This window comes from Sphingomonas telluris, from assembly GCF_022568775.1.
Classification (GTDB): Bacteria; Pseudomonadota; Alphaproteobacteria; order Sphingomonadales; family Sphingomonadaceae; genus Sphingomicrobium; species Sphingomicrobium telluris.
Map to the genome: position 1 here is coordinate 1,760,857 of NZ_JAKZHW010000001.1, position 12,987 is coordinate 1,773,843.

Below are 12,987 nucleotides of genomic sequence, written 5' to 3' on the forward strand. Positions count from 1 at the left end.
AAGAGAAGGGCTGGAGGAGCGATCCTCCGGCCCTTTTTATTTGCCTACTCCTACAGCCTCCAGTGCCTGATACTCTTTGGAGAGAACGCCGAACGCTTCCTTGCGCTGGCCGGTTGGCGAAATGAGCCCCTTACGGTTCCAGCCTTGCTGGAAAACCGGGTGCTGCCGGCGCGGCGAGCGGAAGTCCTTGAGGATCCATGGGCTCATCCCGCGCAGGAACGGGACCTTGCGTGCCATCGCGAGAGTCTGGCGGTAATATTCCGCCTGATATTCCTCGCTGAACTTGTGCGGGCTCGCCGCCTCGTCGTGGTAGCCCGCCTTCGCGTCCGCTCCGAACTCGGAGAAGATGAGCGGCTTCCTCACCGGCGAGCGCCACTCAAGCTCCGGCAGGCTCGCCAGCGGGTCTGGCGTGTACCAACCGTTGTACGTGTTGACCGCCATCACATCGAGTCCGCCCGCAAGCGGATCGTCGATGGTCTGCACATTCCCCTTGCGCGCGCTCAGCAGCGCTGCCGTCACCAACCGGCTGTCGTCGAGCTCACGCACCTGCTTCACCAGCGCGCGCATGAAAGCTGTCCGGGCATCGCTGACTGGCGTCTCGTTGCCGACGCTCCACAGGATGATCGAAGCGCGATTGCGGTCGCGGACGATGTTCTCGCGCAGCATCTCCTCGGCGCTGGAGAGCACGCCGGGATTGTCCCACTGGACTTGCCAGTAGACCGGGATCTCGCTCCACACGAGCAGGCCAAGTTCATCGGCCGCCCGCGTCATCACCTCGCTGTGCGGATAATGAGCGAGCCGCACGAAATTGCCGTGCAGCCCTTGCTTGATGGTACCCAGCAGCGCCTTCGCTGCTTCCGGCGTGATCCTCCGCACCGGATTTTCGCCCAGCTCCTCCTCGTGCATTGAGATGCCGCGAAGGAAGATGGGTTTGCCGTTGAGCAATATGTCCTCGCCGCGGACTTCGATGGTGCGGAAACCGACGCGATCGGCGAGCACATCGATGCCCGCTTCGAAGCGCACGTCGTAAAGTGTCGGACTTTCCGGCGACCAACGACGCAGGGCGCGCGTGACGGGCGCGTTGCCGGTCCACCTGCCATCGCCATCCGTCGTTCCGGCAATCGTCAGGCCCAGAGAAGGGATACGTAGACGGACGGGGAAGCCGGCCATCTGCGAACCGTTGAGACGCACGGACGCCGCGATGCGCCCGTCCTTCGTCAGCCTTACCCAAGCATCGTCGATGAACGTCTCGGGAACGCTGATTAGGCTCACGGACCGCGTGATCCCGCCGTAATTCTCCCAGTCGGTCACGACCGGCGGGACGTCCAGGCTGTTGCGCTCGGAATCCACGCCGACGGTGATCTGGTTTCTGCCCGGGCGAACGAACTGCGTCACCTCGGCGGCGAAGGGCGTGAAGCCGCCGAAATGGCTGATGAGCTTCTTGCCGTTCAAGTAGAGGTCGGCGCGATAATCCACGGCGCCGAAGCGGACGAACGTCCGCTTTCCCGGCTGCGGCGTGAAGTCAAACGTTCGCTGATACCAGACCAAGCCATTGTAATAGCGCATTTCCGGCGAGTGCCCGATCCACGCGCCGGGAAGCTCGACCGTGGGGGAGCGCTGCATGTCGAATTCGAACAGCGCCGTCGGATCCTTGGCCGCAACGTCCGCCTGGATGATGTCGGCGTAGCGCTGGCTGCTCGGACCCGGCGGGCCACCATGAAAGCCCGCGCGGCCGTCGCGATAGGGGTCGACGGACCAGTGCCAGGGACCGTCGAGGCTCTGGTGCGGCCGCATGTCCGCGGACACGAGCGCAATCGGCGGCGGAGGCGGCACGGTCGCCGAAGCGACCGCGCTGAACGCCAGTCCGATTGCCGCCAGCAGCACCCGCAGCATGACCAGCCTCAGCTGGCGAGGTCGCGGATGATCGACTGCCAGTGGACGACGTCGTCGTACATCGCGCGGACCGGGATACGCTCGTCGAGGCCATGGGCGCGCTCGTCGTCGGGCGAGATGCCCCAGCTGCCGTCGACGTCGTAAACCGGGATGCCCTTGGCCCTGAAGAAGGAGCCGTCGCTCGCGCCCGTGGACATCAGCGGATAGACCCGCATCTGCGGCCCGTGCAGCTTCTGGATCGACTTGGTCACCGCCTTCAACACGTCGGGACGAAGCGGCGACGGCGGGGTCGGCTCGCCGATATAATTAGGGTCCGGCGTGACCTGCACCTTCGGGCCGGCGAGCTGCTGAAGCTCGGCCTGAACGTCCTTCGGCTGCACGCCCGGCATGATCCGGCAATTCACGGTCGCCTTTGCCCGTTGCGGCAGCGCATTGTCGGCATGACCGCCTTCCAGCATCGTCGCAACGCAGCGGGTGCGGGTCAGGCCGACTTCCAGCGGGTTCGCCTCGATCTCGTCGGCGGCGGCGCCGTCGTTCGGATTGGCGAGCCAACGCCGCATCGCATTGCCGAGCGCGCTATTGCCTTCCTGCCGCGCACGCTCCTCGAAATAGCCGCGGCTCGTCTCGTTCATCATCGGCGTGAAGCGATGGTTCTGGAGCGCCTTCAAGGCATCCGCGAGATCGTAGATGGCGTTGTCCGGACGCGGACGAGAGCTGTGGCCGCCCGGATTGATCGTCGTGAAGAAGTAGGTCTGGAACGTCTTCTCGGCAGTCGAGATACCGCAGCCGAGGGGACGGAAGTTCTTGTCGTACGCACCGCAGCCGCCGTCGGCATTCAGACCGAATTCGGCGTCGGTCAGGTTGCGCCACTCGCTTGCGCCAAGCGTCGCGCCGCGTCCGTTCGTCTCCTCGTCGCCGCTGTAGAAGAAGATGATGTCGCGGTTCGGCTTGAAGCCTTCGCTCATCAGCTTCACCGCCGCCATCGTCGTCGCGACGTCGCCGTTCTTCATGTCGCTGGTGCCCCGGCCGAGGAAATAGCCGCCCTCTTCGCGGAACACGAACGGGTCGAACTTCCAATCCTCACGCTTGGCTTCGACGACGTCCATGTGGCCGAGGATCATCATCGGCTTCTTCGTCGCGTGCGGCGACCGCCAGCGGACGATCAGCGCGACAGTCTTGTCGCCCGGAAGCGCCTCGTAGGGCATGATGTGGATGTCGGATTCCGGAATGCCCGCCGCGCGGAACTGGTCGGCGAGCAGCTTCGCCATGCGCGGCATCTCGCCGCGATGATGGACGGAGGGGATCTCGATCGCCTGCTTGAACACGTCGCGCGTCTTCGCCTGCCAGGCTGGTTCGAGCTTGGTCGGAACGGTCAGCGGATTGGTTGCAGCGGACGCGGTGCTCGCAAGAGCCGCGGCGAGTACGCAGGCAAGAACAGACTTCATCGGGAATGACCTTTGGCTGGAATGTTCGAAGGCTAGGACGACTGGACGAAGGGTCAAGCGGCGAACCGCTTTACTTGCCGGTCAGCTCACGCAGCAGGATCTGCCAGTGCACGACATTGTCGTAGAGGGCCTGCACGGGAATGCGCTCGTCCTTGCCGTGTGCACGGAAGTCGACGGGCACAACGTACCAGCTGCCGTTCACCCCGTAGACCGGGATGCCGGCAACACGGAACGGCCGCGCATCGCTCGCGCCCGTCGACATTTCCGGGAAGATCGGCTGGTTCGGGTGCAGAGCGTGGATCGCTTTCGTGTAGGCGGCAGTCACTTCTGGACGCAGCGGTGATGCTAGCGAAGCTGGATTGTCGTCGTTACGAGTCACTACGACTTCCGTATCGGCAACGATCTTCTCCAGTTCCTTCTTCACGTCGTTCGGATCGACGCCCGGGAAGATGCGGCAGTTGATCATCGCGGTCGCGAGCTGCGGAAGGGCATTGTCCGCGTGTCCCGCGAACAGGCGGGTCGGAACGCAGCGCGTCCGCGTCAGGCCAACTTCGCTTTCGCTCGCTTCGATCGTGTCGGCCGCGGCGCCGTCATTGGGATTGGCGAGCCAGGCGCGCATCGCATCGCCGAGCGGCCCCTTCTCCTGCTTCTCGCGTCCCGCGAAGTAAGCGCGGGTCGTCTCGTTCATCATCGGCGCGAAGCGGTAGGCTTCGATCTTATCCAGCGCGTGCGCGAGGCTGTAGATGGCATTGTCCTTGCGCGGCTTCGACGAGTGACCGCCGCGATTGCGCACTGTCAGCGTATAGCCCGCGAACGTCTTCTCGGCAGTCTGCATCGTATACCCGGCAGGCGACTTGTCGGGATTGATGCCGCCGCCGCCGCCATCGGCGTTCAATCCGAATTCCGGGTGGCTGAGCAGCTCGAGCCACTCGCCCGCGCCCTTCTTCGCGCCGATGCCGTTGGTCTCCTCGTCGCCCGTAAACAGGACGACGATATCGCGCTTCGGTTTGAAGCCGGATGCCTTCAGATTGATCATCGCCTGCGTGATGGCGACGATCCCGTCCTTCATGTCGGTGGTGCCGCGCCCGTAGTAATAGCCGTCCCGCTCGGTCAGCACGAACGGATCGGTGGTGGAATCTTCGACCTTTGCCTCGACCACATCCATGTGACCCATCAGCATAATCGGCTTCAGATTGCTTTTGCCTGGAGCCCGCCAGCGAACGATCACTGCAGCCGTGTCATCGCCGCCGGTCGTTGCGCTTTCGGTGTGGTAGGGAACGACGTGCACATCTTCCGCCCGGAAGCCTGCGGCCTTGAACTGGTCGGCGACGTAATTCGCCATTTCAGGAGTCTTGTGCCGCCCAATGACCGTGGGCGTGTTGACCACATGCTCGAACATCGCGTGTGTGGAGTCGCGCTGCGCCTGGGTCAGTTGCGGGGGTGAGGCGCCGGCGAGAACGGCGAGCGAAACGGTGGCGAACGCAGCGGCAGGCAGACGGCGCATCAGTAAGACTCCCCCGAAATGAGTTGCGTGAAGCTACCGGCGCAGCGTGGCCCGTCAAGCGTGGTCGGTTCCGTGGCCTTCCGCGAGATATTCGGCGCTGCGCATCTCTTCCAAACGGCTAACCGTGCGCTGAAATTCGAAGCTGCCGTCGCCTTGCGGGTAAAGGCCTTCGGGTTGGGCGTCGGCGGCGGCGAGCAGCTTCACGCGGTGCTCGTAAAGCGCGTCGATCAGGGTCACGAACCGAGCGGCCTCGTTGCGCATGTCGCGCGTCATCACCGGAATGCCGACGATGATGACCGTGTGATAGCGCTGCGCGATGGCCAGATAATCGGCGGCGCCGCGCGGTTCGCCGACCAGCCGTTTAAACGAAAAGACCGCGACGCCCTTCAGGCTTTTCGGCACGTGCAGAGTGCGGCCGCCGCCGACGGATAGTTCCTCGGTCGGAACCTTGGCGCGGTCCTCGACCGGATAGTCGGTGAGCTTGAAGAAGGCGTTGCTAAGCGCCTTCGTCGCCTCCGGCCCGTTGGGCACGTGCCAGACATTCACGCCGGTCAATCGATGCAGGCGATAGTCCGTCGGGCCGTTCACCTCGACGACCGCGAACCGCTTCTCGAGAAGGTCGATGAAGGGCAAGAAGAGCTCGCGGTTCAGTCCGTCCTTGTAGAGATCGCGCGGCGGCCGGTTCGACGTGGTGACGATGCGAACGCCGCGCTCGATCAGACGCTCGAACAGGCGCGACAGGATCATCGCGTCGGCGGGGTTCGTCACCTGCATCTCGTCGAAGCAAAGCAGCTTCACTTCATCGGCGATGTCGTCGGCCGCCCGCTCCAGCGGATCGCCTTCCTCGTCCTTGCGCTTGTCGCGAAGTCGCGCGTGCGTCTCGATCATGAAGGCGTGGAAGTGGACGCGCCGTTTTGGCTCCACCGCGATATGGTCGAAGGCGAGGTCCATCAGCATCGACTTGCCGCGTCCGACGCCGCCCCAGAGGTACACGCCGACCGGCCCGTCCTGACGCTTGCCGAACAGGCGGGAGAACAAGTTTTTGCCGTTGTCCGATTCCAGGTCCTGCGCGAACCGGTCGAGAGCGGCGACGGCGCGTTCCTGCGCCGGGTCCGGCTTCAGCTCCCCTGCCCTGACCATCTCCTGGTAGGCGCGGCCTACCGCTCCGGTCATGCGGGCGCGTTCTTCTCTTTGATGCGCTTCAGCGTGCCGGTGAAGCTGTAGCAGGCCTCTCCGTCCTGCTTCACCACGCCTTGCATGAAGGCGTGCGCGCGCGTCTGCCTGACCAGCTCGACGTGCGCATCGAGCGGGACGCCGACCTTGCCGCGCGCCAGGAAGTGCGTCGTCAGGTCGAGGGTGACGTAATGACCCTGCGCCATGCCCGCGCAGCGGCCGCCGGCAAACATGGCCATGTCAATGAAGCTCATGACAGCGCCGCCGTGGATCGAGCCGCCCATGTTCATATGCGCTTCGGTCGGGAACATGCGGGCGACGCCGCGCCCCGGCCCGTCAGGCCTGAACAGCAGGCGTCCGGTCGCGGCGGCGAACGATCCGCGCGGGAAGTCGCCCCAGCTGTACCACCCGGGATTGTCTGCGTCGGGCTTGGCTCCGGCGGGAACGCCGACGTCTTCCAACCCTTCGCCGCCTAAAGTGTGGCCGTCTTCGCTCACGCGGCGCGTTCGGCGATCAGCTTCTTGGTCTCCGCGATCGCCTTGGCCGGATTGAGGCCCTTCGGACAGACGTTCGCGCAGTTCATGATCGTGTGACAGCGATACAGGCGGAACGGATCTTCGAGATCGTTGAGGCGCTCGCCCGTCGCTTCGTCACGGCTGTCGGCCAGCCAGCGGTAGGCCTGCAGCAGCACCGCCGGACCGAGGAAGCGGTCGGAGTTCCACCAGTAGCTCGGGCAGCCTGTGGAGCAGCAGAAGCACAGGATGCACTCGTAGAGGCCATCCAGCTTCGCGCGGTCTTCGGGCGATTGCAGCCGCTCGCGCCCCGACGGTGCCGGCGTCACGCTCTTCAGCCACGGCTGGATTGACGCATATTGCGCGTAAACGTGAGTGAGGTCGGGAACGAGGTCCTTTACCACTTCCATGTGCGGAAGCGGAGTGATCTGCACGTCGCCCTTCATGTCCTCGATCGCGGTCGTGCAGGCGAGGCCATTCCGGCCGTCCATGTTCATCGAGCAGGAACCGCAAATGCCTTCGCGGCAGGAGCGGCGGAAGGTCAGCGTGGAATCGATCTCGTTCTTGATGCGGATGAGCGCGTCGAGGACCATCGGCCCGGTCTTGTCGAGATCGATGGTGTAGGTGTCGAAACGCGGGTTCGCGCTGCCGTCCGGATCGTAACGGTAGATCTTGAACGTCTTGAGCCGCTTGCCCTCTTCGGCCGGGTGCTTCTTGCCCTTGGTGATGCGGCTGTTCTTGGGAAGGCGAAACTCGGCCAAGGCCTGCTCCTATTTGACTTGCGCGGGCGCTATCACCCGCGCCCCATCTTTTCAAACCTGCGCGGCCGCCCTCAGGACTTCTTGCGCGTGGCCAGGCACCTTCACCTTGCGCCAGGCGCGGATGACCTTGCCGTCCGAATCGATAAGATAGGTCGCGCGCTCCATGCCCATATATTTCCGGCCGTACATCGACTTTTCGACCCAGGTGCCGAACGCGTCGGAGATGCGGCCGTCCTCGTCGGAAGCGAGCGGCACGGCGAGGTCGTACTTGCTGATGAACTTTTCGTGCTTTTTCATTGGATCGCGCGACACGCCGACGACCTTGGCACCAGCCTTCTTGAAGTCGCCCGCAAGCGCGGTGAAATCCTGCGCTTCCTTGGTGCAGCCGGAAGTGTCGTCCTTTGGATAGAAGTAGAGGACGAGCGGCTGGCTCGGCGAGGAGAGGTCGACGCTGCTCCCGTCGCTTGCGATCACCGTAATGGCTGGGGCCTTGTCGCCTTCGTCAATCATGGAGCTTCCTTCACCTTCTTCCACAGCGCCGCGATCCTCTGCCGCGCCTCGTCATGCGCTGCAAGAAGCGACTCCCAGCTTTCGTGGCCGCAGAGCGACGCGACGAGGCCGCGCGACTTTTCCGGCGGCTCCTTACCGTCCGGTGCAACCAGCCGCATCACGACCAGCATCCGGCTGAGCAGGCGAAGGTCGGCGTCGTAGGAGGGGTCCATCAGGCCCTTCTCCGCGAGGCCGGCGATCGCACATTCAAGCCTCGTGTCGAGCCCCTGCCCGTTCGTCAGCTGGAGCGTGTGCACCGCAAACTCCAGGTCAACGAGCCCGCCTGGCCCGAGCTTGATGTCCAATGGGCCGGACGGCCGCTTATGCCGCGCCATTTCGTCGCGCATCTTGGCGGCGTCAGCGCGGATTTTCGCCTTGTCCCCGCGATCGGCGAGGATGGAGTGGATCGCCTGACGAATCTTCTCGCGCTTTTGTGCGGAGCCGTAGATGGGCCGGGCCCGGCACAGCGCCATATGCTCCCACGTCCAGGCTTCGCCGCGCTGATAATCGACGAAACCCTCCAGCGACACGGCGAGCATGCCTTCGCTGCCCTGCGGCCGGAGGCGCGTATCGACGTCGTAGAGCCCGCCCACCGCCGTCGAGACGCTGAGCGCCGCGGTCACTCGGTTGGCGAGGCGGTTGAAGTAATCCGTCGCGCTGACCGACTTGGCGCCATCCGACATGGCGCCCGGCGGCGCATCGTAGAGGTAAATAATGTCGAGGTCCGACGCGTGTGTGAGCGCGCGTCCCCCGAAGCGCCCGAGCGCCAAGATGATCAGCTCCGCGCCCGGAACGCGGCCGTACGTCCTCGCCAGTTCGTCGGTCGCCAGCTCGGCCAAGGCGACGACGGCGCTCTCCGCCACGTCGCTGTAGCCGATGGCGACGTCGAGCGGATCGGCATGCGCGGCGATCAAGGTGACGCCGAGCGCGAAACGCCGTTCGTTGACCTGGCGCCGGGTGCGATCCAGCGCGCGATCGTAGGCTTCCCCGGCCATCGCCGACAGCAGCCGCTCTGAAAGCACATCCGGTTCGGGCGGCAAGCTGAAGCTGGACTCGTCGATCAGGCCGTCGAGTAGATCAGGCCGCGCCGCCAGCATATCGCCGAGAGGCGGTGCGTGAGCCAGGATCAGCGCCAGATGGCGCGCGAGCTGCGGCCGCGCTTCGAGCAATCGGTACAGGTTGATGCCGCTCGAGAGGCGCTCGATGATGTCGGCGAAGCGGTTGAGCGCGCGCTCCGGATCGGGGCCCGTCGCGATCTCACGGAGCAATCCCGGCAGCATGCCTTCGAAGGCCGTTAGCGCGGCGGGCGACCGCAGGGACCGCGCCTTGCCCGACCTCCAATCGTGGATCCTGCGCATCGCGACGTCGGGATTGTCGAACCCGAGCGTGCGCAGCTCCTCCGCGAGCTTGTCCTCGTCGTTGGACAGGCGGCCCTCGCGGTCGGGCGCCAGCGAATTGAACAGCGTCTCGGTGCGCTCGACGTGCGGCCGGAGCAGTTCGATTAATGCGTCGCCATCGGGCAGTTCGTGCAAGTGCGCGACCTGGTCTAGCGCACTGCGATCGAGCGGAAGCAGGTGCGTCTGCGCATCATCGATCATCTGCACCCGGTGCTCGATCGTGCGGAACAGCCGGTAGGCTTCAGCCAGCGCCGCCGCGTCGTCGGCCCCGATTTTGCCCGTCCGCTGCAGAGCATCGAGAGCGTCGAGCGTTGCCGGTTCGCGAACGGCCGGATCGCGGCCGCCGTGAATCATCTGCTGGATCTGGGCGAAAAACTCGACTTCGCGAATGCCGCCGCGCCCACGCTTCAAATCGAAGCCGGGCCCAAGCTGAGCGCCCTGGGCATAATGATCGCGGATGCGGGCGGAAATCTCGCGCACTTCCTCGATGACGCCGAAGTCGAGCGAGCGGCGCCAGACGAACGGCTTGATCGACTGCAGAAAATGCTCGCCTAGCGTTCGATCGCCCGCGCAAACGCGAGCGCGGATGAACGCGGCCCGCTCCCACGGCAAAGCGCTCGATTCGTAATGCGAGATGGCGGCATTCACGGGCAGGACGATGGGGGTGACTTCAGGCGACGGCCTCAGCCGGAGGTCGACGCGGACGACATAGCCATCACCTGTCCGCTTCTGCAGCAGCTCAATCATGCGCTTGCCGACGCGGACCGCGGCTTCCGAAGGATCGTCGCGCTCTCGACGCGGCATGGTCTCGGGGTCGAACAGCAGCAGCAGGTCGACGTCCGACGAATAGTTCAATTCCCGGCTTCCGAGCTTGCCGAGTGCGAGCGCGGTGATGCCCTTGACCTCGCAACCCGGCACGCGCTCATTCAAGGCCGCGGCAAGCGCCCGTTCGATCGCGCTGTCCGCAAAATCGGACAGTGCACCGGTTGCCTCTTCGAACGACAGTTCGCCGGCCAAATCGCCAAACGCCACAGTGAGAGCCAGCCCAAGCCGCTGCCGCCGCAGCTCTGCTTCGACCGTGTCGCCGCGAACCGCGACCGCGGCCTCGATCGCGGAAACCGACCCCTGCTCGACGAACAGATCCGCAAGTTGGGGAAGCGCTGCCGCGGCTTCGCGCAGGAACGGCGAGAACTCCCGTGCGCGATCCAGCGCGGCTTGCCGCGTTGCACCGGCAGCAGGACGCGAGGTTGCGGCAGTTTCTTGGCCAATGGCCGACTTCAGGGGAAACCTCCCTGCTAATCGATAGTTATCTACAGACCATGGACACGGAGCGTCGATCCACGGCGGCATCGGATATCAGCATGGACCGCAGAATCATTCGCGTCGATATCCCGCCAGCCCATGCCGGTATTACGGCAGCTCTCCGGCGCGCATTCGCGCCGGTGAACGAAGACCGGCGCGAGTCCGATTTCGACGATCTACTGCGCCGCCTGAACTAGCTTTCAGCCCTGACCTTCGTGGTCTCGGCTGAGGTCGTCCACTTCACCCATGATCGTCTGAAGCGCCGACTTGTTCGGATCGGTCTTGTGCTGCCTGCGCGACGGCAGCTTTCCGCTCGAAAGCAGACCCTCGAGAGCAACGCGGCCGCGAGCCACGCGGCTCTTGATCGTGCCGACGGCGCAACCGCAGATCTCGGCGGCTTCTTCGTAAGCGAACCCGCCCGCACCGACGAGGATGAGTGCCTCACGCTGCGGTTGCGGCAAATGCATGAGCGCACGCTGCATGTCGCTGAGCTCGATGTGACGATCCTGGCTCGCGGGGGCCGAAAGGATCTTCGAGGCCGTCAGTTCGTCCCACTCGCCCTTGAAGCGCGCACGGCGCATCTGGCTGAGGAACAGGTTGCGAAGGATGATAAAGGTCCAGGCACGCATGTTCGTGCCCGCCTGGAAGCGTTTGCGCGCGGCCCACGCCTTGAGAAGCGTTTCCTGCACCAGATCGTCCGCCAGATCGCGGCTTCCCGAAAGGGAACGGCCGAAGGCACGCAGATGCGGAATGACCGCCGCCAGCTGCTCCTTGAACTCGGGATCGGATAGCGGGACCGGCTCGGGAGCCGGCTGCATCTCGCCATCAAGGTCCATGTCGTCGTCTTGATCTTCGGCCACTATTCCCCACCCGTTGAATCGGTTCTCCCGGCAGCGGACCTGCCGGACGCATGGCTTGCGAGGTAATTGAACTTAGGAAGCTCAGGCCGCGTAAAACAGGTATATCAACGCGAAAATCACCACCACCAGCACGAGACCGATGCCCAAAACGTAGCGCGTCATGTGGGGCGTGTACCCCGCCCGCGCTTCAGTCGTCGTAAGCTGTTCCGGCCTCTGGTCGCTCATCAATTCTCTCAAGCCAAGTTTCGACGGGCCAACGCGCTGTCGCGAACCATGTTCCGCCTGCGTTACGTCGGAAACTTAGGCCGGTACCGTTGCCGCGTCGAAGAACAGCGCCTGCGCGATGGCCGCCTTCACCGTCGACCGTTGAAACGGCTTGGTGATGAGGAATGTCGGCTCCGGACGGGTGCCCGTCAGGAGACGTTCCGGGAACGCCGTGATGAAGATCACCGGGACCGAGAATTCGGCCAGAATGTCCTTCACCGCATCGATGCCGCTGGAATCGTCGGCGAGCTGAATGTCGGCGAGGACCAGGCCCGGCGGGTGCTGGCGAGCCTGCGCAACCGCCTCGTCGCGAGTCACCGCAACGCCGGTGACGTTATGGCCGAGGTCGCGGACGATCGTCTCGATATCCATTGCGATGATCGGCTCGTCCTCGATGATGAGGACGTCGGCCAGGGTCTGGCGTTCGATCTCGCTGAGAGCCTCGGCGACGAGCGAATCCACGTCTTCAGGCGTCGCGCCGATCAAATACGCGGCATCGTCGGACGAGAAACCTTCGAGCGAGGTCAGAAGCAGCGCCTGCCGGGACAGCGGCGTGATGCGCGAGAGGCGTGCCTGCGCAATGCCTTCGGCGCCGCTGTAGTCCTTCGTCGGCTCTTCGCCTTCTTCCACGTTGGCCGTAGACCAGATTGCGTGAAAGGTCCGGTACAGACCGAGACGCGGATCGACGTCGCGCGGGAACTCGTCCGGCTTGGCGACAATAGCCTCGAGCGTCGCGCGGACGAACGCATCACCATGCGTCTGACTTCCCGTCAGAGCGCGCGCGTAGCGGCGCAGAAATGGCAGATGCGGTGCGAGTTCCTGACCAAGCGACATATATTCGAGCTCTCCCAATCGTGAGCGAGGCATTCTTTGAGCGTGCGTAACAATTGATGCAACCCTTGGTGGGTTGTGTCTTTCGGTCCGGTACTCATCCCCGCAAAGAAGTGTTGTTCGCTGGAACAAAGAACTGGCCATTTGGTTTCCCCCATCGCGCAGCAAGGTGCTGCGGGTGCGGTTCTGCGTCCTTGTCCGGTACATTTTCCTCGCGGCAAGCTGTCAAAGCCGTTGCACCGTTGAAGTTGATCGGTAAGTGAAGCGCGCTTGTACCCGCGCAAGGGGGGACGAGGAGTTGAGTGGTAAGACTAAGGGCGGCCCTTCTGGCGGTGCCGAGGAGAAGGCAGTGCACGGGAAGTCGCCTGACGAAAAGAAGGGCCGCAAGCAGCGGGCGAGCGACATCGGTCGGGCTCTTCGCACGATTTACGATGACACGCTCCGCGAATCCGTGCCCGATGATTTTTCGGACCTCCTCGGCAAGCTCAGCTGATTC

Annotated in this window: 13 protein-coding genes; 2 read left to right on the forward strand and 11 right to left on the reverse strand. The window is 64.2% G+C overall.

Annotation, left to right across the window (positions count from 1 at the left end; all coding sequences use genetic code 11):
• Positions 1-36: 36 nt before the first annotated feature.
• The 8 genes from LZ016_RS08915 to LZ016_RS08950 all read right to left on the reverse strand — a co-directional run bounded on the left by LZ016_RS08915 (position 37) and on the right by LZ016_RS08950 (position 10,584).
• Positions 37-1,893, reverse strand: a complete 1,857-nt coding sequence (locus tag LZ016_RS08915) for a glycoside hydrolase family 2 protein (protein WP_241447025.1) — start codon at positions 1,891-1,893, stop codon at positions 37-39.
• An 8-nt stretch (positions 1,894-1,901) separates the two neighbouring features.
• Positions 1,902-3,338, reverse strand: coding sequence for a M20/M25/M40 family metallo-hydrolase (locus tag LZ016_RS08920; RefSeq protein ID WP_241447026.1), 1,437 nt, complete (start codon positions 3,336-3,338; stop codon positions 1,902-1,904).
• A gap of 70 nt (positions 3,339-3,408) precedes the next feature.
• Positions 3,409-4,842, reverse strand: coding sequence for a M20/M25/M40 family metallo-hydrolase (locus LZ016_RS08925; RefSeq protein WP_241447027.1), 1,434 nt, complete (start codon positions 4,840-4,842; stop codon positions 3,409-3,411).
• 54 nt (positions 4,843-4,896) lie between these two features.
• Complete coding sequence (gene zapE, locus LZ016_RS08930; RefSeq protein WP_241447028.1) at positions 4,897-6,015, reverse strand: cell division protein ZapE; 1,119 nt, start codon at positions 6,013-6,015, stop codon at positions 4,897-4,899.
• The gene (locus LZ016_RS15695; RefSeq protein ID WP_241447029.1) at positions 6,012-6,512 is read right to left on the reverse strand and encodes a PaaI family thioesterase; all 501 of its coding nucleotides are present in this window, start codon (positions 6,510-6,512) and stop codon (positions 6,012-6,014) included. The genes zapE and LZ016_RS15695 overlap by 4 nt, the downstream gene beginning before the upstream one ends.
• Positions 6,509-7,288 carry a succinate dehydrogenase iron-sulfur subunit gene (locus LZ016_RS08940; protein ID WP_277622533.1) on the reverse strand — a complete coding sequence of 260 codons (780 nt, stop codon included), beginning with the start codon at positions 7,286-7,288 and terminating at the stop codon, positions 6,509-6,511. The genes LZ016_RS15695 and LZ016_RS08940 overlap by 4 nt, the downstream gene beginning before the upstream one ends.
• A gap of 51 nt (positions 7,289-7,339) precedes the next feature.
• Positions 7,340-7,798, reverse strand: a complete 459-nt coding sequence (locus LZ016_RS08945) for a peroxiredoxin (protein ID WP_241447030.1) — start codon at positions 7,796-7,798, stop codon at positions 7,340-7,342.
• Positions 7,795-10,584, reverse strand: coding sequence for a bifunctional [glutamine synthetase] adenylyltransferase/[glutamine synthetase]-adenylyl-L-tyrosine phosphorylase (locus LZ016_RS08950; protein WP_241447031.1), 2,790 nt, complete (start codon positions 10,582-10,584; stop codon positions 7,795-7,797). Before LZ016_RS08950 ends, LZ016_RS08945 begins: the two co-directional genes overlap by 4 nt.
• 11 nt (positions 10,585-10,595) lie before the next feature.
• On the opposite strand from LZ016_RS08950, the gene LZ016_RS08955 reads away from it, so the two are divergent.
• Positions 10,596-10,733, forward strand: a complete 138-nt coding sequence (locus LZ016_RS08955; protein ID WP_241447032.1) for a hypothetical protein — start codon at positions 10,596-10,598, stop codon at positions 10,731-10,733.
• Between the two features lie 3 nt (positions 10,734-10,736).
• Here the strand turns inward: LZ016_RS08955 and LZ016_RS08960 are convergent, their stop codons facing one another.
• From LZ016_RS08960 to LZ016_RS08970, 3 genes are all read right to left on the reverse strand, one after another.
• Positions 10,737-11,372: a sigma-70 family RNA polymerase sigma factor gene (locus LZ016_RS08960; RefSeq protein ID WP_241447502.1), complete on the reverse strand. Its 636-nt coding sequence runs from the start codon at positions 11,370-11,372 to the stop codon at positions 10,737-10,739.
• A gap of 105 nt (positions 11,373-11,477) precedes the next feature.
• On the reverse strand, positions 11,478-11,621 hold the full coding sequence (locus tag LZ016_RS08965) for a hypothetical protein (RefSeq protein WP_241447033.1): 144 nt from the start codon (positions 11,619-11,621) through the stop codon (positions 11,478-11,480).
• 75 nt (positions 11,622-11,696) lie between these two features.
• Positions 11,697-12,494 (reverse strand): response regulator, encoded by a 798-nt coding sequence (locus LZ016_RS08970; protein ID WP_241447503.1) that lies wholly within the window; start codon positions 12,492-12,494, stop codon positions 11,697-11,699.
• 295 nt (positions 12,495-12,789) lie between these two features.
• On the opposite strand from LZ016_RS08970, the gene LZ016_RS08975 reads away from it, so the two are divergent.
• Entirely contained in the window at positions 12,790-12,984 is a 195-nt protein-coding gene (locus tag LZ016_RS08975; protein ID WP_241447034.1) for a NepR family anti-sigma factor, read from the forward strand.
• The last annotated feature ends 3 nt before the right edge of the window (positions 12,985-12,987 follow it).